Source organism: Brevibacillus sp. HB1.1, from assembly GCF_013332445.1.
Lineage (GTDB): Bacteria > Bacillota > Bacilli > Brevibacillales > Brevibacillaceae > Brevibacillus > Brevibacillus porteri.
This window is the reverse complement of the sequence record NZ_JABMIV010000004.1, coordinates 441794-462632: the sequence shown is the minus strand read 5'-3', so window position 1 is coordinate 462632 and position 20839 is coordinate 441794. Positions and strand designations below refer to the sequence as shown.

Genomic DNA, 20839 nt, shown 5'->3' with positions numbered 1-20839 from the left:
CCCGTACCTTGATCGGGATGAGTTCCCGTACCCGGATCGGTAGGAGTTCCCGTACCTGGATCGGTAGGAGTTCCTGTACCCGGATCGGTAGGAGTTCCCGTACCTGGATCAGTAGGAGTTCCCGTACCTGGATCGGTAGGAGTTCCTGTACCTGGATCGGTAGGAGTTTCTGTACCCGGATCGGTAGGAGTTCCTGTACCCGGATCGGTAGGAGTTCCTGTACCTGGATCGGTAGGAGTTCCTGTACCTGGATCGGTAGGAGTTCCCGTACCCGGATCAGTAGGATCGCCTGTACCCGGTTCCCCGCTATTGTTAATGACAACCTCACCTTGTGTTTGGGCATACGAGGTTGTCGTGAAACCGAAAAAGTTTTGGATGATGAGCAAAAGTGCCACCACAACGACCCAAGATTTCCTTTGCATATGCTCCTCCTGTACTCAATTAAAACTAGCTCATTCCGTCTTTCAGTAGGAAGGGTTAGGGCTGAGATGAAGGCGTTTGTTTCCATTCAGCTTGAACGATCAGTCTGTCCTTCGGATCTTTTGCTCCAACAGGGGTGCATGTGACCAAGGTGATCAATGGCTTCTTTTGATCCTCTAGAACTTCTACTTGTGTACGATCTACGACAAAGGCTTTCACGACAATGAATTGGTAGGTTGCCGTTTTCGTCTTGATCTCAATCTCATCGTTAGGTGCTAGTTCGTCCAATCGATTGAATTGCTTGCCATGAGTAATCCCACGATGGCCTGCCAGTCCAACATTGTTCACACCGAATTCCTTGTCTGGCTCGATCAGGCCAACACCTTTACTCAAGGCCTGCTTGTCCGCGCCTTCAAAAATCATCATTTCCAGATCAATTTTGGGAATCCGAATCACGCCTCTGGCACCTTCCAACATAGCGAGCGGCTCTTGTATCTGAGGAGATGGTGGGTCCTCTGATGCAGCCGTTTCTATTTGCTCGCTGACGTTGCTCAGTTGTTCGAACGCTTCGATGAGCTGTTCTTGCTTTTGTGCAGATACCGCCGTTTCCCATTGAGGATAGAAAAGGAGGAATAAGCCTGCCAGGATAAACCCAGCACTTAACAGCACTCGCACATTCTTCAACTCCCTTTTCGCACCGTTAACTCAATTCATCTTTCCCCCCTTGTCCTAATTTTTAGTTACACTAAACTTTTTTCGGCAAGGACATTCGCTCCAATTGTGAAAAAATGCCTAGAGCTATCATAATCTTTCGACCTAAACAATTTCTGAACATGAAAAAAGCCAGAGGAGAAAGACTCTCCTGACTGGCTTTTTCGGTCTCGTTCTATGTTAATAGGCGACGCTTTTTGCGACAAATCCAACTAAGACTTTCCCATTTGTATCGATAGTGGAGCCGTAATACCAATCGCCACGTTCACCGACTACTTGAACAAGTGCATCTCTGACAGCGTAGCCCCTGCCTGGACTTTCTGTCGAAGGGGTCGAGAAGAAGTAGCCTTTCTCTCCTTGAATTTTGACAGTCTTCGGAGTGATCGGTGTATACGAGGTGACCACTGTTTTGGAAACGTATCCTTGATCCATGGAGATAAATTCCGGATGTGTACCTGATGCTTTGATTTCAAAACCATACCATAGGGTTGCAGTAACGACAGAGTCAAGGGATGGAGCAGAATAAACGTTAGCATTGTCTACGGCTACAATTGTTTTCGAAGGTAGTATTTTAGGTTGTGTACGGGGGGCCGATGGTTTTGGAGGAGCCGATTTTTTCACTTGGCTGTTAGAAGAACCACCGCCACCGTTGTGATAGTGATATTCTCCATACTGTAATCCCCATTTTTCGCAGTTTGTTCTACAGGTGTGTCCACCATTTGCATCTGTTCTGCCTGGATGCGCTTCAATCATTTGAACAGGTAAAAAAGCAAAGCAAAGAATGAGTGCGAGTACAGAAATAATCTTTTTCATAGATAACCTCCTAAGGATTGGCTTTCGCCCGCAACAGATTCAACCCCATCCCGATAAAAACAATCCCCGTCAGCTTGTTGAGTATGACAGAGAACTTCTGATTATTGCGCAATTTTTGCGTAGCGAAGGAAGCAAACAAGGCGAGGAGACTGCACCAGATGCCACCCGTAACGGTAAAAGTCAGGCCAAGAATAAGGAAAGGGAGTGGTCCTGCTTCCGTCGCGCTAACAAATTGCGGGAGGAAGGCGATGAAAAACAGGGCGACCTTTGGATTCGTGACACTTGTCAGGATCGCTTGCAGATAGACCTTTTCACCCTTCAGCTTCTTGGAATCGGCCGTATAAAAAGCTGGTGATTCCTTCGTCATGAGCATGCGAATGCCCAAATAGACGAGATAGGCGACCCCCAATATTTTGACGATGTTAAAAAGCACGATGGATTGCGCCAAAAGGAGCGACAAGCCGAAAGCAGCCAAGAGTGTGTGAATGAGTGAGCCTGTCAAAATGCCGAGAACCGAAAGAATTCCTGCCTGTTTTCCTTGCGAAATGCTGCGGGTGATGATGTACATCGTGTCTGAGCCGGGTATCAGGTTCAACATGATTGCAGTCATCAGAAATGCTTCATAATGAACGATTCCAAACATCGCTTCCCACTCCTTGTCTATCTATAAAATAAAAATAGATTATAGAATAATCTGACACTTAAAGCAATGCGAAAAATGAGGAAAAGCTCCTGACGCAGATCAAAGAAAGTGTATCATGATCGCGCGGGGAGCTCATTATTCAAGTAAACGGATTACGGCGTCGATTCAGTAGCACGTATCCAGCCTTCTTTTCCATTAAATACAATCTGGTACCAGCCATTCAGATCGGCGATGACTTGGAGGGAACCATCTGCTACTACCTGACCGATCTTCTCATATTCATCACCTGGCCCCGCAAAAACATCGGTTTTTTGAGTGGCAGGGTTAGTCTGGTCCGTTACCTCTGTCGATCCGTCAACGGGGGAGGTCGCTTCTCCTGACTCGTTACCCTCGGTCGTTTCTTCGGGATTCTCTTCTAAGTCAGCCAGCTTTTCTATGTAATCCAAGCCATTGTCCTCGAGCTTGAACAGAGCGATTTCCTTTTCCCCTTTGCCTACCGCATTTTTCATGATCACATGCTCGGAGTCTTCTACGCTGAGTTCATCCGCCTCCACCGAAAAGCGCTTATCGAGTGACTCTTTTATCAAATTCGGAGACAGTGCCGCGTAGGCGTTAGCACGCTCCTTGCCGGATGCACTCACGATTATCACAGGCTTTTCTTTACTTCCGAGCGTATCGTCGATCTTAGCCTTTGCCGATTTCATGTCCACATCGAGCGACTGATCCAGATAGAGGAGCGAGTCATTTGGCATTTTCGCTGCGAAATAAAGACGTTGATCTGCCTCGGAGAGTCCAAATGCGTAAAGCTTTGCTCCCCAGCGATCTGTGCCGGAGAGCATGTCGGTGAACGTTCTGTCAGGATATCTCAATTGCAATAAGCGTGCGGGATCGTATTCCAACCAGAGTTTTTCCAGATCGGACAGGAGTGTAGCTGTATCCTGGAGCGGATTTAACTGTTCGTACAATTCACGCGCTTTGGTGAACTCGAGCGACTTGATATATTGCTCTGCCTGTTTGAGCTTGCCCTCCAGATAGCGGGTGATCGAATCGAGTACAGGCGAATCCGTAGAGAGCACATCCTCGATTTTGCGATAGGCGGCTGCCATGTCCACGAAGGCACTCAAATCCTTCGAACGGATAACTTCCTTGATTTCAGCTAGTGCATACTTTTCCAACTGACCCACTAACCAATCTGTCTCGATACCCAGTTTTTCGTAATGGCGTATGCTTGTAGCCGTTTTGGTGATGACTTCTTCAAAAGGAGCCGAAGCGATCAGCGCCCGCAGCTTGGTCTTTTCATAGTCCTGGAACAAGGCCGTGAGCTCAGCCTGCTTCTTCTTTTTGCCGCCGTAGTATTCATCCGGAATGACAAGGAGTGTTTCGATGAAAGATTCGTCTTGATAGTTTTCCTTTTCGAGATTCGATTGTGCCTGAGCCTTGGCTGTTTGCAAGGCATTCAAGTAATAATCGGAAAAGCTCTTATCCATACCCAAGTGAGCGGACAATTGCTGGAAAAACATCCCTGGTACGTCCTTTTGATTCTGGTATTTCTGTTTGACTGCTTGGTATTGTTCATAGACTACACCGATTTCTGCGACCTTCTTTTCCGAGATGGCAGAACGTGAATGCAGGTGAAGCCCTTCTAGTTCAGCACGGATAGAAGTCAGTAGGAACATGATGGAATTCCATTCGTCATCCCCGTAGGACAGGACAGCCATATCATGCGCGCGAGAAAAGGTTTCCTCGGCTTGCAGCAGGTTCTTTTGTTCATAAAACGCCTTTGCCTGTTTATATAACGTAATCTGCTTGTACCCAAATCCGAGCTTGAACAGAACGGCGATCAAACCCAAGGCAAAGAGACCAAGAAAAATATTACGGACCCAGAGGGACCTATGATAGGGAGAGATAGGCAGCATGAAAGGCTCCTCCTTCACAGTAAGCCTTTGAAATCCGGGTCAAACGCGTAATGCGTATCCACCCTGTTTTTGGTAAAATGATATAGTTGTTCCCAACCTTCATCCTTATGGGTTTGTACCATTTTTGCCAATCGCAGAAGGCGCTCGCGAGGCAAAAAATCGATAAATTCGATAATCAGATCCTGATATTCATCCACATAAGACTTCATGCGGAGCGCTGCACCTGCCACTTGACCGATGAGCTGATCCCCATTTTCTAGTAACAATATTTGATTTTTATAACGTCTGACATAATTGAGAACAGATTTTTTGACGAGCGAAGGCTGGACCTTGATGACTTCGCGCACATATTCCATGAAGTCCTTGTCGTACATAGACGGGATGAGCGTTTCGAGCTCCAGTTCCATGTCTTTTCGCAGGACGTAATGATTGAGGAACATGATCTTGCGTATCTTGATCGTATCGGAATCGACGAAATGCCCGATCTCTCTCGTTTTTTCATAAGCTTCCTTGAGATGTCCTTCTTTGACGTCGTTTCCCACTTCCTCCAAATGACGGAGGAGTGACTTCTTGAACGTATCCAGTTCCTTTGTCAAAAAGTGTTGAAATTGTATGTCTCTTTCATAGGTGCCGTATTTTTTCTGCATCACGAAAAACAGGACGAACAACACACAGCCAATACCTCCTGCGAGAGCTAATTGCAAAAGGGTATCCGCAGAAAGGAGAGCAAGACAGACGAACAAGCCCAAGAGCAAAAAGCGCGTCTGCACATAACGGCGCGTCACAGCGTGGGAAACCTGGCGGATTGGTGTGTAGGTTCTCCCACAGGTCTCACAATGTGTCTCCCACAGGACATGGTACGTATGGCATCGCGTGCACGCTTGAATTCTTTCATACGTATGAGTGGTTTTACGGGTTTTGCGGAATTGGACGCCGATTCGTTTTCTCATGGTGAATCCCTCTTCTCATTCAGTAAGGCATGAAGATGCTGATCGATTTCGGCGTTGGAGAGATTGCGCCGTTTTAGTCGCAGCAGCTTGAGGAATCGGACCGCTAGCAGCAAAAAAGCCGCAAATAACAGAAAGTAAGTTAACATAAAATTTCTCCTAACGAAGTTGTCGAAATCTGTAACAAAGAATCATGTCGTATCGTATTACGAGTAAGGGGCAATCATTCTAGTACTTTTTTATCATCTGTCTTCTACTTCTTGAATCTAGTGGTAATAGTGTCATAGTCTTACTTCCTTTGCAACACTTCACAAATTCTTTGTAACGAACAAGAAAAGGAGCTCTCATGAAAATAATACGATTCCGAATGTTATGTCGATACGTAGCATGTCTTGCCCTGCTTTTGGTCAGTGTCCTCTCCGTCACTCACCCAGGCTTTGCGCAAACGAGCGGAAACAATATGGACGCTGTCCTGGTCGTGGACGTCAGCAACTCCATGACCCAAAGCGATAAGAACAAAGTCAGCAACGAAGCGATGAAAATGTTCGTCGACATGACGTCGATCCAAGCGAACAAGATTGGTGTCGTCGCCTATACCGACAAGATCGAGCGGGAAAAGGCACTGCTTGAGATTAATTCCGAAGAAGACAAGAACGATATCAAAGCCTTCATCGACAGCCTGCAAAAAGGAGCCTACACCGATATTGCTGTAGGGGTTACGGAAGCAGTAAAAATCCTGGATGCGGGACGCAATCCAAACAATGCGCCGATCATCGTGTTGTTGGCAGACGGAAACAACTATTTGAACAAAGTATCAAGCCGTACCCAAGCACAATCTGATCAAGAGTTACAGCAAGCAGTGAAAGAGGCCAAAGATAAAGGCTATCCGATTTACACGATTGGCTTGAACGCAGACGGTCAGCTTAACCGCACGACCCTGCAACAGATTGCTGCGGATACAAATGGTAAATTTTTCGAAACAAGCACAGCGGACAAGCTCCCGCAAATCTTGAGCGAAATCTTTGCAAATCACTTGAAGCTGAAGGTTGTCCCGGTGAAAAGCTTCGTTGCAAACGGTCAGGCTCAGGAGATTCCGATCCCAATCCCGAATGGCAGCGTCATGGAAGCCAACATCTCGATCATGTCGCAAAAAGCAGTGGAAGTGAAGCTGTATGACCCAGCAGGCAAGGAAGTACAAATCCCTTCCAACCAGGTCAGACTGTCGAAATCCAATGCGTACACGATGGTCAAGCTGGTCAAGCCACAGCAGGGCGATTGGAAGCTACAGGTAAAGGGTGCCCCGAAGGAAAAAATTGATATTAACCTCATCTTCAACTACGATCTGCAATTGGAGATGGAGCCAGTCACAGCCAAGAGCTTCAAGGCTGGCGATGTCGTACCGATCAAGGCTGCACTTGTTTCAAACGGACAGAAGGTAGCGAGTCCTGATCTGTACAAGCAGATGAAGGCGACACTGATCGTCAATGACAAGACGGATAATAAGATGAATGAGGTCGTCCTGAACAATACGGGCAGCGGGTTCGAAGGCAGCTTCACAATCCCGGCTGACCATGCGTATGAGATCAAAATCAAGGCAGAAGACACCAGCTTTTACCGGGAGACAAAACCACTCCTTGTAGATGCTTCCATAACGGCAGGTTCTGGAGCGAGCAAGCCGAACACAACTACTGATCCTGCGGCAGAATCGAAACCATTTCCATGGATGACCGTAGTAGGAGGTACCGTGGTTCTCATCCTGTTGATCGGTGCAGGCTTGTACGCACTGTCGATCTATCGCAAGGCGAACAAGGGCTTCGCGGGCCAAATCGCCATCGAGATCGTGGATGAGGATACAGGGGAAAAGTCCAATCCGCAGTACAAGAAACTGAACGCGTTCAAAGGAAAAGTGAAGCTGCACCAACTCTTGCAGCTCGCCCCTGAGTTTGCGGAGACAGAGAAAGTCATCTTTTTACCAGGGAAAAACGATACGCTGATCATCGAAAACCGTTCAAGCTGCCGAATCGAAAAGGCCGGACGTGTGCTCGATGCAAGCAAAGGCAAAGAGTTGAAGAAAAACGATCGCATCAAAATTTCGTTAACGAATGTGAACAAGTCCTTATATGTAGATTACATCGTCTAGGAGTGAGTCGATTATGAAAGCAGTTGTGAGAGAACACATTCAACAATTGGACGTATCCCTCGGCGGAGGAATCGTCAGTGACAAGATTCGCGTAGATACAATTGATAACCCGATGCTCGTCATCGGTCTTGGCGGTACAGGAATTGATGCGCTATTGCGCCTGAAATACCAAGTGAACAGACGCTTCAAGCTGCCGGTAGACCAGCTTTCTAAGAAGCGCAAGGAAAAGCCGGACAATATTGAATTCATCGCGTTTGAAACGAATGAACATGACCGTAACAAAAAGTACAAGGGCATCGGACTCGATCCAGTGACGGAGTTCGTACTCCTGTCCAATCCTGAGATCGGCGGTGTGTTGCAGAATCGCAGCATTCTGGAGCCGTATATCACTGACTGGCTCTCACCAGAGCTGACGATTACGGATGGAATCAGCGGAGCATCGGGTGTTCGTCAGGCAGGTCGACTTCTTCTCTTTACGAAAATTACGCAAGTCGTACAAACCATTGAGAAAAAGGTCAAGATGCTGTGCGAGGGCACGAACAAAAAGCTGACAGTATTCCTGTTGAGCGGATTGTCCGGGGGAACGGGGAGCGGTTGCTTCCTCGACATCGCCTATATCGTACGAGGCATTTTGGAGCGCGACTTCGGCAGTGCGGGGGTAGACAAGGTGAATACGCTGGGCTACCTGTTCACGCCTGACGTCAACCTGTCGAACAAGAGTCTCAGCTCGCACACACGCGACTACATCATGAAAAACGGTTATGCGGCATTAAAAGAGCTGGACTACTGGATGAATGCGGATGAGCGAAATGAGCGTTTCCGCCAGCAATACGGCACTGTACTCACTGTCCAATCGCCAATGCCACCATTCAACCTGTGTCATTTGATTTCTGCGACCAATCTCGAAGGCAAAGCATTGGAAAACGCCTACGATTACTGCATGAACGTAACCGCGGAGAACATCACGAACTTCATGGCGAGCGAAGAAAAGCGTTCGGGTGAAGAGTTTGCGATCCACGACTATATCAGCAACATCCGTACGAACATCAACCAGATGCCAAAAGCGTACGCAGCGAACTACCAATACAACGTCATCGGTGCTTCCTCTGCTGTCTTGCCGATCGAAGAGATGACAACATACTTGGCATATCGCTTGTTTAATAAGATGGAAAAAATGTTCACAGTAGCACCAACACAGGAAGATGCGGAGAAATTCGCCCGCAAACTCGGAATCGACATCGACTCGATTTCCCGCAAGTTCGAGGAGCGCGTTCCTGAACCGTTGCCAGGCTATGAAAACAGCGAGCGTCTGAACTACAGCAACGTGATCACTCAGCAAGTCGTGAGCATCGACCACGAGCTGGAGCAGGGTTATCTCGCCAAAGCGCGCGAAGCGTACATCAAATGCAAGAAGCAGACGCCAGGCGACATGATCTCTGTTTTCGGCGAAATGATTACGCGCGTGTTCCTGCACCCGCAGCAAGGACCATTCTATGCGTCCCGTCTGATTCATTCGGACAAAGGCTATTGCCTGATGAAAATGATCCTCTCCTACATCGAGAGCCTCAAGGCGAATCTGGAGAGCTTCCCGCGTGAGATTGAGGGTGCGCGCGAAAATGCGAATGAAAAGCTGGGCGATGCCCGCAGTGCCTTCATCTCCAAGGAGAAGAAGAAAAACAGCTACATCGAAGCGAAGATCAACGAATACCAGCTCCTGGCTGATCAAGAAAAGCTGGAGCAAATGATCGAATTCTACGAAGAGCTGCACCGTTTGTTGAATGCAGAAAACAACCGCATTTATAACGTATTTACTGAGATTTTGAACGCACTCAATCAAATTTTCGAGCAAAACGGCGACATCCTGATCAAAGGCGGCGAAGAGAGCGACCGCACGGGCAACAAGACATACTACTGGAACATCGTCAGTGTGCCGGATATCTCCAAGGTAGTCAGCAACATCCTGGAACAAAAAGATGCGGATGACCTGATCCGCGATTTCACCAGCGAGCTGCTGCGACACTCCGATCAGTGGGTCAAAGAGCAGGAGCTGGATATCGTCAGCTCGATTTCCGAATTCCTCTCGGAGAAATTCGGTGAGCTGATCACCAAGTCGATGGAAGAATTCCTCGTGATCAAATACGGTCAGGACGAGACACTCGATCGCATCGTAGAGCGCAAGATTGCGAGCAAGCTGGATGAAGAGGCGATCCCGGTCTTCCATCTGAGCAACAATCTCGGCAATATGCACTTCCCTTCCTGGGGCTTTGTATCCGTGCCGCTGAAAGCACCATCGATCTTGAAGGGGATTAAAAACTATCAAAACACAGCGATTAGCGGATCGCGTTTTACCGTCAAAGAAAGCGAAGTCAAAAACCGCATCTTCTGGCTGAATACGAAAAACGGTATTCCACTGTTCGCTTACACACCGTTGAAGGTCTACGAGGAAAGCTACGAACGTACCATTCTGGATAGAGAGGGTATCGGACGCCACCTCGTTCAAACCGAAAAGAACAACTGGGCGTACCTCCCATCCCCTATTCCGGAAAAATCGTGGGGAGATACGTACCAAAATGGGCGAATCAAAGCGTACAACGCCAACGTACGCGAACTGTTTGACCGTGCGGTGCGCTATGGAGCTATCCGCGAAAAAGGCAGCGACAGCAAGACCAGCAACCGCTATGAATCCATCGTGACGAAGCCGTTCTCGCTGGCCACTTTCTTGGCTAAGCACCAAGCGCAAGGAGACGCGACCAAGCTGAGCCCTGGCGAGATCAAGCGTGCATTGGTTGAGCTCAAAGGTTTCCTGAGAGATGGTCTGGAGCAAGAATTTACGCGTGATGTGTTCGGCAGTATCAATGAAGAGATGGCGAAAGAAAACCTGATTCGCTATCCAGAGCAGATTCGCCTGATCGAACAGGAAGTGCGCAAATACGAAGAAATCGAAGCCAAAATCCAGGAGCTGGAGCAGATCGTAGGTGCCATCAAGGACGAAGAAGAGCTGGTGACCCGATTCATCGAAGCACTTTACACAAGCACCATCTGCAAGCGCGGTGCACTCTACGTCTACGACAAGGATGAGGAAGAAGATGCGTGGGAGCCATTCATCAACCTGATGAAGGTCAACAAGCACGTCGAATTCGCTATCTATGAAAAGTTCCGCGCATTGGATCACAAGAACATGGCAACCATCCAGCGCAAGGCTGCAAAACGCAGTGACGCGATGACCTCCGCAGAGGATACGCAGCAACTGCTGGTAAAACTCGATGAAATTGCGGCGACCTTCCAAGAAACGAAAAACGATCTGGAATACGACCGCGATGAATACGTAAACGGTGAAGAGCTGTTCCAGTTCTACAAAAAGGTTTGGTCAAAAGTAAACGATATGCGCAAGACGCTGCAATAAAAGTCAAGATTGTTTGATAACCGAGGAGGACGCATGAGGGATTTGATTGGAGAGTTCGCGACCCAATACGTTACGGATTTGGAAAGACAACTGGATAGCGGAAACGGACAGCGAAGCATTCAAAACCCCGTGCTCTTCCTTTTTCTCGGGGATAAGAGCGTAGAGGCACTGCAAGCTGTTCGTGCCCACAACGAGCGCAATTGGCAAAATGGTCACGGTGTTCTTTATGTCCATGCGTATCAGGACAAAACGTGGGAGCATCCGCAAGTAATCGGGTGCCGCTTGCCGCAGGCAGATGCCGACAAGAAAAAGATGCGTACTTCGATCCACGAGCGTTTTTTACTCGATGAAGCTGTCACCATGGAGCTGAACAAGGTGATGAAGCTGGCAAGCGTGCGGGTAGCGGAAATGGGCAAGTTGTTCACTGCTTTTCAGCAAGTCAATATAGCGGTCGTAGCAAGGGCGGATGATCCTGCCACGATCCTTTTGCCAGAGCTGACGTTGCTACTCAAGGGCTACCTCAACGAGCTGTTTAAAAACGTATCTGTCGACCTGTACGTCCTGCTTCAAGAAAAGAACAACGGGGAAGCATTCGGGTTCTCGACAGCGCTCTCAGTCAGCTTTTTGGAAGAGGTCAATCGCTATCAGCGGAGCGACTACAGTTATCGAGCGAATCTCTTGGTAACGGAGGATCTCGTGAAACTGCCTGTGGAGCATGTGAACGCACCGTTATTTTCACTGGCCTACCTATTGAGTGACAAGACAGAGCATGGCTTGTTTATCGAAGGCGGCATGCAGGAAAATTATGAGCTGATCAGCAAGCTGGTGCTTTTGAACAACAAAAAGGTAGAGTCGGAGTTCCATGAAAGCAATGATGGCTATAACAAGCTGCAATTTATGCGGAGCATCACAGTTGATCATGGGCAGACCAAGCTCGCGTCTGCTGGACTATCCAAAGTGAAGCGACCAACTCATGCGATTGCGCTGACAGTACTATCCGCCGTATTTGACCGCTATTGGGAGCGACTACAAGACGGCGAGGTATTGCCGAAAACAAAAGCGAGAGAAAAGCTCGGATTGACGGCGCATGATTTGCAGCGAAAATTGGCTGGCATTCTTCCTGAGGATCACATCCTGGAGGAAATGACGGGGCTCATGACTTCTGGTATCAGCTACAGCGAGCTTTGCAGTATGAATATGCGTGAAGCGGAGCTGGCTTTGTTTGACGGTAGCAGCCAAGCCTTTTTTGAGGCAAATGTCGTTTCCGGGGCGCGTAAACGTCTGGATCACATGCTGTCTCAGGAGTCCTTGGCTGATTTGATTCAGAAAGGAATTATCGAGGATGAACGGCTTGGGCTGTATGCAGCTTACTATCTCACAGCCGAACACGCCAATGGAGCAAACCTGCTGGATGAGCTCCGCACAGGAATTCGAGAGACATCTCGACAGGTTGAACAGATTAAAGCCGAGCTTGTCGATCTCTACCAAGAGCGAGTGGAGCGGCAGGATATTCGCGTAGGAGGATTTTTCACACGGGATAAGGAGCGTGTGCGGACCTTCATTCGCCATTTGCTGGACGCTGTTTATGGCAAAAAGCTGGAGCTGCTGGATTGGGAGATGATGCTCTCCATCCTTGTGAGCTATGAGAAACAGGCAGAGCAGATTCACCGGCAGTTAGGTGAGCAAGTCGAGCAGCTGGAAGCCTTGCATAAGCAACTGCGGGAAATCGCCCAGACGAGTGTTCGAGAAGCGACTGACTACTTGGGCAAAAACGTCGACGAATATTACGAATCGGTGGTCCATGAAACAATCCGGTCATTGGAAGCTTCGCGCGGCAGTGATTTTTACATGGAACAACGGTATATTGGTAGCGGCGCTCTGCTCAGCGGGAATCGACTCGCCGGACTCGTGGAGAGGCTGTGTCAGTTTTGCCGGAACGAGATTCTCACCCGAGCGCCATTTGCTTTATCTTTTGAGGCGGAGCTGCTTGCGCGTGCCAACGTCGGGGCTGCTTACGATAACCGAACCGTGCTGACGAAGGAGGATTTGTTCCTCGATCTCGCATTGGTATTGGAAGAGCGCGCAGCGGTTCACATCGAAGTGTTCCATTTCTTGCAGAAGCACCGCTATGAGGAGAAGTACTTGTTTGCCGATATTCACAACGACTTCGTCCAATATGCGCTGCACAAAGATGAGAGCACACGAACTTACAAGCTGGGCTGCATCCACGAGGAACAAAAAAGCGGGATAGAAAAAATGAACCTGATGGGTGGATTCGGCATGGAAGAGTTGATGTTCTACCGCAATAACAAGAAATACCATGCTTCCTATGAGGACAGCGGGTTTGTCTTTCGCCGCGTGGGAGGAGATGAGTCGTCATGAGTCAGAGAAGGGTAAGCTTACTCATGCTAGTTTGTAGTCTGGTAGGTGGCGTGATCGGATTTTTGGTCGGGGAAGTCATGCTCGGCAAGCTGTCCGGAGAAATACCGCAATGGTTGTTAATGGGACTTTATTTTGGTCAATATGCCTTTTTCGTAGGACTGATGTGCCTCATTGCGGAAATGATCTCGCCACGACTGAATGGAGTCGGTTGGAAGCAACGCTATCTGGGCTTTTCCTGGAAAATGCTCGTGCCCAGCACGTTTTTGATGGTGGGCGTAGTGGCCTTGCTGCTTCAGCTGCTGTACGGGTCATCATTTCAACAGGCCAGTGGGGCCAACAATATTGTCATGGTTCTGGATACGTCAGGCAGCATGCAGTCGTCTGACCCGGATAACCAATTGTTCAAAGCAGCAGCCGACATGGTGCAGCGCATGGACAGTGACATGAACATAGCAGTGGTTACGTTTCACGATCAAACGAATGTGCTGCAACCCCTCACCGAGCTGAGTAGCCAGTCCGTGAAGGATGAGATTGTGAAGAAGCTGCTTCAATATCCGCGAACGGATGGAGGCACCCGGATCGACCTGGCTTTGCAAGCGGGGCTAGATCAGCTGCAAGCCAATCAAATGGCGAATAGTACGGTCGTGCTGATGTCAGACGGCTATAGTGATCTGGATGTCCCTGCCGCACTTGCACCCTACAAGCAAAACCAAGTGATTGTCCATACCGTAGGCATGAGCCAAATCGATGCAGACGGAACGGCGTTGCTTCAAAAGATCGCTGCTGAGACTGGCGGCAGCTACTTCAATGTTGAACACGCTGATCAAATGACAGGAATTTTTGGTCAGATTTACGATATGAGCCGAACAGACCGCAATATCGTTTCCGAGCGGACAGGAGCGACAGAAGAAAGCATGTTTTACGCCATTACCCGTGTGGTCAGTGTTCTGATCATCGGTGCTTTGCTCGGCTTGGCGCTGGGTCTGATTTTTGACAATCGCCATCTGGCCAAAAGCTTCACGATTGGCGGGGCGGTATCAGGACTGTTAGCTGGACTCGTTTTGGAAATGGGACTGTCGTCAATCGACTTGCTCGATATGGTTGTACGTTTGCTGGCGTGCTCCTTGCTCGCTGTCATCCTGACATTGTTCACTCTCTTTGTGCCAGCTTCCACGAGTGGTGGATCGTCTTTTGCAAAGCGCAGACTGAACACCAGACAAAACCCTCGCGCGTTGGACGCCGGGAACCAAAGCAGCAAGCGGTTTGAGTAAAGGGAGCATGATGAATCATGATTAATCGGGAGGAAACAACAGAAACCTTCATCAAGGACGTCACCTGCCAGTATCAAGGGAACGAATATGTGCTCAATTGGCATTGGGCGCAGGATATTCCGTGCGTGTACGTACACAAGTCGCAGTTTGGCGCCCCTTTTGACGTAAACGAGCTGGATGATCGTCAGTTCAAGCTGTATACCCGAGAGGAATACAAAGTCCACAAAGGGCTGCGGGAAAAAACAGACGGCATCGGCCGGTACACATACCGCATCTTTCCTTGCCGATTGGAAAATGGAAAGCCGATTCTGCTCATGCCAGACGGGGATGCCCATGTGATCCACGTCAGCACAGGAAAGGCCAAAATCTACTACTCGTTCAAACGGGGCGGAAGCTGGTTTAGCAAGCATCAATCGTTGCAGATTCGCATTTTTTCAGAGATTCCGATCGCGCGGGACGTACTCTGCTACGTAAAAAAAGAAGGCTCTCCTCCCGCCCACAAGGATGATGGTACCCGATACAATTTCATTCGCGATCTCGAGCCCGGTGTCAATCTGATGCCGGAGATCGAGGTCAGGAAAAAAGACGTTGTCCGCCTGTTTTTTACGGACGGGAAAAAATACGGAGAAATGTACGAACTGATTCCTGAATAGGAGGGGATGCGCCATGCTGTCGTTTTTGAAAAACATGTTTGAAAAGAAGCCGCAGGTCAAGGAACGGCTTCCTTTTTACGATATTGTCTGTCCGTACTGCTTCGCCAAATACGGACCAGACCAAGTTGTCTTCCGTGCCACACATCATCGTCAGGACGACGAAGACTACGCGTTGCAGGAGGATGAGATTCTCAATGCGTATCGGGATAAATTCGGACTCGATGCCGTCGATGAGTTGGAAGCGGTGATCGATCCTGAATCCATCCCGGAGGAAAACCATTTGTATGTTGATAACGTCCTCGCAGGTGTGACCGATCGGTATGGCATGGTTTCCAAGCGCAGATTATGCCCGAAATGCCACAACGAGCTGCCGATTACAGCGGGCAAAGCGCCGAGCAACATTATTTCGATTGTCGGGGCATCCCAAGTCGGGAAGTCCGTTTACATGACCTCATTGATCCATACTTTGCAGAACACGACTGCGAATCACTTCGATGCAGCGTGTATGCCGCTCAATGCGCAGATTAGCCGCAAGTTCCGGGAGAACTACGAGGCACCCTTGTTTGAACGTGGACAGTTGCTTGATTCTACGCAAAAAGAAAAGCGTCAGGAGCCGTTCATCTTCCAGTTCATTTTCAAGGATAGCGACAAGGCACCGTTGATCCTGGTGTTTTTTGACGTAGCGGGCGAGGGAATGGTCGACCGCGAGTATTTGGAGCTATATGCGGCGCATGTGAAAAACTCATCAGGCATCTTGTTCCTGGTTGATCCGCTGCAAATCAAGACAATTCGCGATCGGGTCATGTTGCAAGCAGGGGATGAGCCCGGGGAATTCACGGCAAGGTACGACGAGCCGCGTGAGGTCGTTATTACGCTGTTTGAGAACTTCATCGGCTATCAGGAGCAGAGCAAGACACATATTCCGACTGCTGTCGTATTGACGAAGAGCGACATGCTGCATCTGATCAAGGAAGACGACGGCGAATACATCAAGTCCAACAGCAACGTTTTCCGCAATTTCGTCCATGAACAATATTTAAATACGACTGAATTTGAGAACATCGATGGGGAGATCCGCCGATTCATCGAAAAGGTGGATAGACCGTTTAAAGACGCGTTGGATGTTTACTTTACGAATACGGCCTATTTCGCTGTATCTGCGCTGGGGAGCAATCCCGTCAATCAAAGGGTGAGTGGTGTCGTGACGCCGATTCGCGTCGATGAACCGTTTATTTGGTTGATGCACCAGCTTGATTACATCGAGGGGAGGGAGCGGTAGTGAGCAACCGTCAGCCCATTTTGCAGCAGTACTACACCCGCGGGCGACAAGGGGTTTTCCGTTCGAACGAAGGATACGATACTGTCGCCAAAACGCCAGGGCTGGATAACCAATTCATTAAAAAGGCGCTCCATCCGTTTTGCGTGTACGATGCGCCGCGACAGCTTCAAGAGCGGGCGGAAAGCAATCTGGCGCTCTTCCCGGAGGCGCTTGTCAGCTTCCAGGCCGAAACAGGAGAGATGGTTCTCGGTAGAAGTGTATTTGTCGGAGCGGATTTTACCGGTCAGCGCAATACGTTTTTTAGCCACAACTATGTCATTCCGGTAGAGCGTCGGGATGAGTTTATCAAGAACCCGGGCAAGATCTTTGGAGTGCGCTCTTTTACGAATCGTCACGACGATGCAGCGGGCAAGGAGCTTCCTACCGTCGATGACATCCCTTCTGAAAAAGGCTTATCGCAAGACCGAAAACAGCTGCTTGGGCAACTGGGAGTCGATGAGCGTTTATTCAAACAGCTCCTCTTTGCGGTGATGTCCTCGCTTGCAGCGAAAAAGAAGGTGTTCATCAGCCTGGATGTGGACATTAGTGCCTCATCCAAGAGTGCTGCTCAATTGTTGGAGATTTTGTACAGTTGTCTGCCTTATGAGATGCGCAGACATTTTGGGTTTCTCACTTTTAGCAACGAGCCGCAGAGCAAGAAGCATATCCACGTCACGTTCGTGGAAAAAGGAAGCATACGCCCAGGCGGGGGGCACAGCGACAAAGACTTTTTGTTCGACTTCGCCCTTGGTCGCGTTCAGAACGTCGATTTGCAGGACGGAGGACACGAATACCTCGACTTTGCTTGGGAGTATGTGAATGAGCCACGGATTTTGGATGCGTTCCACGAATTTTGTGAGGAAGTGCTGGCTGGAGCAGACCATGCACTGGCCTTGAACATTCGCACGTACTATGAGCTGTGTGCCCTGTATTTGATTGAAAAGGGACGAACGTCCGTGTATGAGAGCAAGCGGGCGGGCGTTTGGCAGGCGTTGAACAGCTATTTGGGACACAGCAGCCTGACACGCAAGAAACGGATGATCGAGCTTCAGGAAATGCTGATGAGGATCGAGGTAGAGGCGCTTTCGTCCAAACAGCTGCCTGACGGCGAGACGATCAAGCAAATGATTGAGTCCTACCGTGTCACCAGGCAGGAACGTCTGCAAATGGATTTGATCCGCTTCTTGATGGACGTGTTGATGAAGGCCAAGACCTCGAGACAGAGCAGCTACGTGGCAGAAGTGTACAAGCATTTGTCCAGCAACCGGGAGCTGTTTGGCTTCATGATGCGGACGATTTTTGGCTATCCACAGTTGGTGAAGCCGCTCTTTGAGGATTATATGACCGAGCGGGTAGCCGCCGTGACCAGTTTGGACCAGATGCTAAAAGAAATTCGGTTTTGGACAGAAACAGAACCGCAAGCTATGCGCAATGCCGTTTTTGTTGCTACCACGACGGAAAAAGTATTGCGTCTATTTGCGCGTGAACGTCAAAAGCTCACTGCCGCCATTACCATCCATCAGTTCTTTGAAAGCATCGATGGGGCACGCAGCTATGCCGATGAGCTGTTGGATGAGCTGGACAAGTCCTTGATGAAGCTCGTCGCGCTAGACACGCTATCCAAGGATGATTTTCAAGTTCTCATCGCCCTTTTGGAGGAGAAGCCACAGAGCTTTTTCGGAACGCTGGATATGGAGAGTCGCCACAAACAAGAAATGCTCTTGAACCTGGCGAAGCTGCACGAAGAGAGAAGCACGCCACACCCGGCAGAGTTTTTCCGGAAATGGGATCGGGAAGCGATTTCCGTGCAGCAAAGAATGATCCAGAATATGTTGAGTAAACCGCTCCATGCGGACGAGTTCCCGCAGGTGCCGCTGGTCTTTTACCGGGAAGATCATTTTGGTCAGGAAGGCTTCCAGTTTGCAGAATTGCTGGAGTATGTTCAGCAAAATGGTGGGGAATCCGTTACACTGTCCTTTATCCAATGGACAATGAGCCAGCGGATGTTTTTCGAAGGGAAGTATTTGTTGCCTGCATACAGACAAGCACTGAAGGCCTTCTTCCTTGAGGAGAAAGGTAAGAGATTGCGGGACAAAGAATGGCGAAAACGGTGGTATGCGATCCGAAATGCTGATTTCCGCAAGCTTTTGGACGAGGTACGCAGCGAAACAGCTAATCCGCTCGTGAAGCTGTTTCGGCACAAAGCTACGGTGATATCCAGCGTAGTTGTCTTGCTAGGTGCTGGAGCGTGGGGAGGCTACATGGTTTGGGGAGGTACGAGTACGCATGTACAGCCACCTGAAACAAAGCCTGAACCGATCCGTCCTCCGGCAGTGTTCGTACCGGTTTATCGGTTGATGGTGGACGAGCCTGACATCCAACCTGTTCGTGGCGTTCTTGGGGAGCGAAGCCAAGATGCATCAACGGGCGGTCAGCCTGTTCAGACAACGACACCTTAAGTAAATAAAACGCCAACGCGGTCTGCTCTGGTAGGAGCGACCGCGTATTTCGGGGGTCGTTGTTGTACAAGAAAATGCCTCGAAAATATATTGACAAATATTTTTATTTGTGATATAATAAAATATTTTTCTGTTGAAATAACTCCTCGCTCCGTGATAAAAAGTAGTTGTGCGATGAAATGGTGTGAGGAGGAATAGGGTATGAAAGCTAACACAGGTGTGAAAATGATTCCGTTACAAGGAGAGGCATTTGGCAAGCCGATGGTGATCTATCCCACCTTGCTTTGGGATGATGACCGAGCGGTATTAGTAGATACAGGAATGCCTGGTTCATGGGAGACCATTCGTCAGGAGATGAGCCGTGCTGGCATACCACCTGAGCGTTTACAGGCTATCATTTTGACACATCAGGACATTGATCATATCGGCAGTCTTCCAGAAATCGTTCGTGAGCTTGGCGGACAGGTTGAAATATACGCGCATGAGCTAGATCAGCCGTATATTGAAGGCACACGCCCTCTCCTCAAAGCAAACCCCAAAAGCATGGCCCCATTACTTACGATGTTGCCTGAAAAGGAACGCGAGCACTTGCAACGGCTTTGCGAAAATCCGCCAAAGGCAATGGTGCACAAGACACTAGCAGACGCAGAGATTCTGCCGTATTGTGGGGGAATTCGCATCATTCATACTCCCGGACACACGCCGGGGCATATCAGCCTTTATGTACAAGATAGCAAGACCTTGATAGCAGGTGATGCTATGGTCTACATGAACGAAGCACTGCGAGGACCGATTCCGCAAAACACTCTCGATATGGAAATGGCAGTAAACTCATTAAAAAAATTCGAGAACTTGGAAATTACTAGTATCATTTGTTATCATGGAGGCATGTGTCAAAACAACGTGCAAGAGCAGCTTCACGCTCTGATACGGTGAAGCAGTTACACGAGCTTACACGATAAAACAATGAATCCAGGTTGGAATATGTGGATATAAAAAGCGTGGAGGACACCAAGCTGGAGTAATCCCTATGGTGTCTTTCCCATTTTATCCTTGCAACGTCTTTTGCGCTGTTTGCTCGATTTCGGTAGGGGAGACTGGGGCAGCCGGAGAGGTTTTGTAGTATTTTTCCAGCGACTTATCTGAACCTGTCCAACGAGCCAGTGCAGCGAACACAGCGAACATGCCTTTTTGCAGGAAGCGCGGAATGATTGGGAGGTAAAACTGCCCCATCTGAAAGATCGTTCCCAAGAGGAGAATATTTTTCGGGATATTCTGCTTGATAATCGGCAAATAAAAGCTGCGCCCATCTGTATCGAGCCCGTATCCACAGCGGACAAACGCTTCAAAAGTACCTGCCGGACGGATTTCCACATCGAAGCTAACGAATTCGTTAGAGGGATTGTGGAACCCATGAATCTTGTCTGTCGGAATGGTTAGCTTCTCTCCGGGCTTCAGGATTACTTTTTTTCCAGCAATGGTTACCTCTAAATTTCCAATTACACCTTCAAAGGTTTCGACAAGTTTTGTATGATAGTGTAGAAAAATCCCGTTATCCGGTGGAAGATCGGTACGGAATAACAAATATTCGCCATTCGTTTCTTCCGTTGTCTTCAAAAAGGTAACTACTTCATTATTGTGTGGGTTACTTACACTGCGACTTAGATTTGACAACACTATACCTCCTTGAAAAATAGTAAAAAGAGATTATTTTAAGACAGAATATAGATTAAATATAGATTATTTGTTCCGGGGCAACAATT

General features: G+C 48.8%; 16 protein-coding genes. 8 read left to right on the top strand and 8 right to left on the bottom strand.

The window, feature by feature from the left end; genetic code table 11:
* The 7 genes from HPY27_RS30145 to HPY27_RS14600 form a co-directional block, all read right to left on the bottom strand.
* Positions 1-422, bottom strand: a 422-nt coding sequence (locus HPY27_RS30145) for a hypothetical protein (protein WP_254612898.1), incomplete at its 3' end; no start/stop codon positions are given.
* Positions 423-477: 55 nt separating this feature from the next.
* Positions 478-1095: a class D sortase gene (locus HPY27_RS14625; protein WP_174225314.1), complete on the bottom strand. Its 618-nt coding sequence runs from the start codon at positions 1093-1095 to the stop codon at positions 478-480.
* Positions 1096-1311: 216 nt separating this feature from the next.
* Positions 1312-1944 carry a YHYH domain-containing protein gene (locus HPY27_RS14620; protein ID WP_174225313.1) on the bottom strand — a complete coding sequence of 211 codons (633 nt, stop codon included), beginning with the start codon at positions 1942-1944 and terminating at the stop codon, positions 1312-1314.
* Between the two features lie 10 nt (positions 1945-1954).
* The gene (locus HPY27_RS14615; RefSeq protein ID WP_174225312.1) at positions 1955-2587 is read right to left on the bottom strand and encodes a LysE family translocator; all 633 of its coding nucleotides are present in this window, start codon (positions 2585-2587) and stop codon (positions 1955-1957) included.
* A gap of 152 nt (positions 2588-2739) precedes the next feature.
* Positions 2740-4503, bottom strand: a complete 1764-nt coding sequence (locus tag HPY27_RS14610; protein WP_174225311.1) for an SH3 domain-containing protein — start codon at positions 4501-4503, stop codon at positions 2740-2742.
* 14 nt (positions 4504-4517) lie between these two features.
* Entirely contained in the window at positions 4518-5453 is a 936-nt protein-coding gene (locus HPY27_RS14605; RefSeq protein ID WP_174225310.1) for a hypothetical protein, read from the bottom strand.
* On the bottom strand, positions 5450-5599 hold the full coding sequence (locus HPY27_RS14600) for a hypothetical protein (RefSeq protein WP_007724683.1): 150 nt from the start codon (positions 5597-5599) through the stop codon (positions 5450-5452). The genes HPY27_RS14605 and HPY27_RS14600 overlap by 4 nt, the downstream gene beginning before the upstream one ends.
* A 197-nt stretch (positions 5600-5796) precedes the next feature.
* On the opposite strand from HPY27_RS14600, the gene HPY27_RS14595 reads away from it, so the two are divergent.
* The 8 genes from HPY27_RS14595 to HPY27_RS14560 all read left to right on the top strand — a co-directional run bounded on the left by HPY27_RS14595 (position 5797) and on the right by HPY27_RS14560 (position 20012).
* Positions 5797-7590 (top strand): vWA domain-containing protein, encoded by a 1794-nt coding sequence (locus HPY27_RS14595; protein WP_174225309.1) that lies wholly within the window; start codon positions 5797-5799, stop codon positions 7588-7590.
* Between the two features lie 13 nt (positions 7591-7603).
* Complete coding sequence (locus HPY27_RS14590; RefSeq protein ID WP_174225308.1) at positions 7604-10993, top strand: tubulin-like doman-containing protein; 3390 nt, start codon at positions 7604-7606, stop codon at positions 10991-10993.
* 33 nt (positions 10994-11026) lie between these two features.
* Entirely contained in the window at positions 11027-13375 is a 2349-nt protein-coding gene (locus tag HPY27_RS14585; protein ID WP_173623425.1) for a hypothetical protein, read from the top strand.
* Positions 13372-14646 (top strand): vWA domain-containing protein, encoded by a 1275-nt coding sequence (locus HPY27_RS14580; RefSeq protein ID WP_017246638.1) that lies wholly within the window; start codon positions 13372-13374, stop codon positions 14644-14646. The genes HPY27_RS14585 and HPY27_RS14580 overlap by 4 nt, the downstream gene beginning before the upstream one ends.
* Positions 14647-14663: 17 nt before the next feature.
* The gene (locus tag HPY27_RS14575; RefSeq protein ID WP_017246637.1) at positions 14664-15299 is read left to right on the top strand and encodes a hypothetical protein; all 636 of its coding nucleotides are present in this window, start codon (positions 14664-14666) and stop codon (positions 15297-15299) included.
* 13 nt (positions 15300-15312) lie between these two features.
* Complete coding sequence (locus HPY27_RS14570) at positions 15313-16578, top strand: TRAFAC clade GTPase domain-containing protein (protein ID WP_017246636.1); 1266 nt, start codon at positions 15313-15315, stop codon at positions 16576-16578.
* Positions 16578-19076 (top strand): GAP1-N2 domain-containing protein, encoded by a 2499-nt coding sequence (locus tag HPY27_RS14565; RefSeq protein WP_174225307.1) that lies wholly within the window; start codon positions 16578-16580, stop codon positions 19074-19076. The genes HPY27_RS14570 and HPY27_RS14565 overlap by 1 nt, the downstream gene beginning before the upstream one ends.
* A gap of 201 nt (positions 19077-19277) precedes the next feature.
* Positions 19278-20012, top strand: coding sequence for an MBL fold metallo-hydrolase (locus HPY27_RS14560; protein ID WP_174225306.1), 735 nt, complete (start codon positions 19278-19280; stop codon positions 20010-20012).
* A 111-nt stretch (positions 20013-20123) separates the two neighbouring features.
* On the opposite strand, the gene HPY27_RS14555 is transcribed toward HPY27_RS14560, so the two are convergent.
* Positions 20124-20753, bottom strand: coding sequence for a cupin domain-containing protein (locus tag HPY27_RS14555; RefSeq protein WP_371814328.1), 630 nt, complete (start codon positions 20751-20753; stop codon positions 20124-20126).
* Positions 20754-20839: the final 86 nt, after the last annotated feature.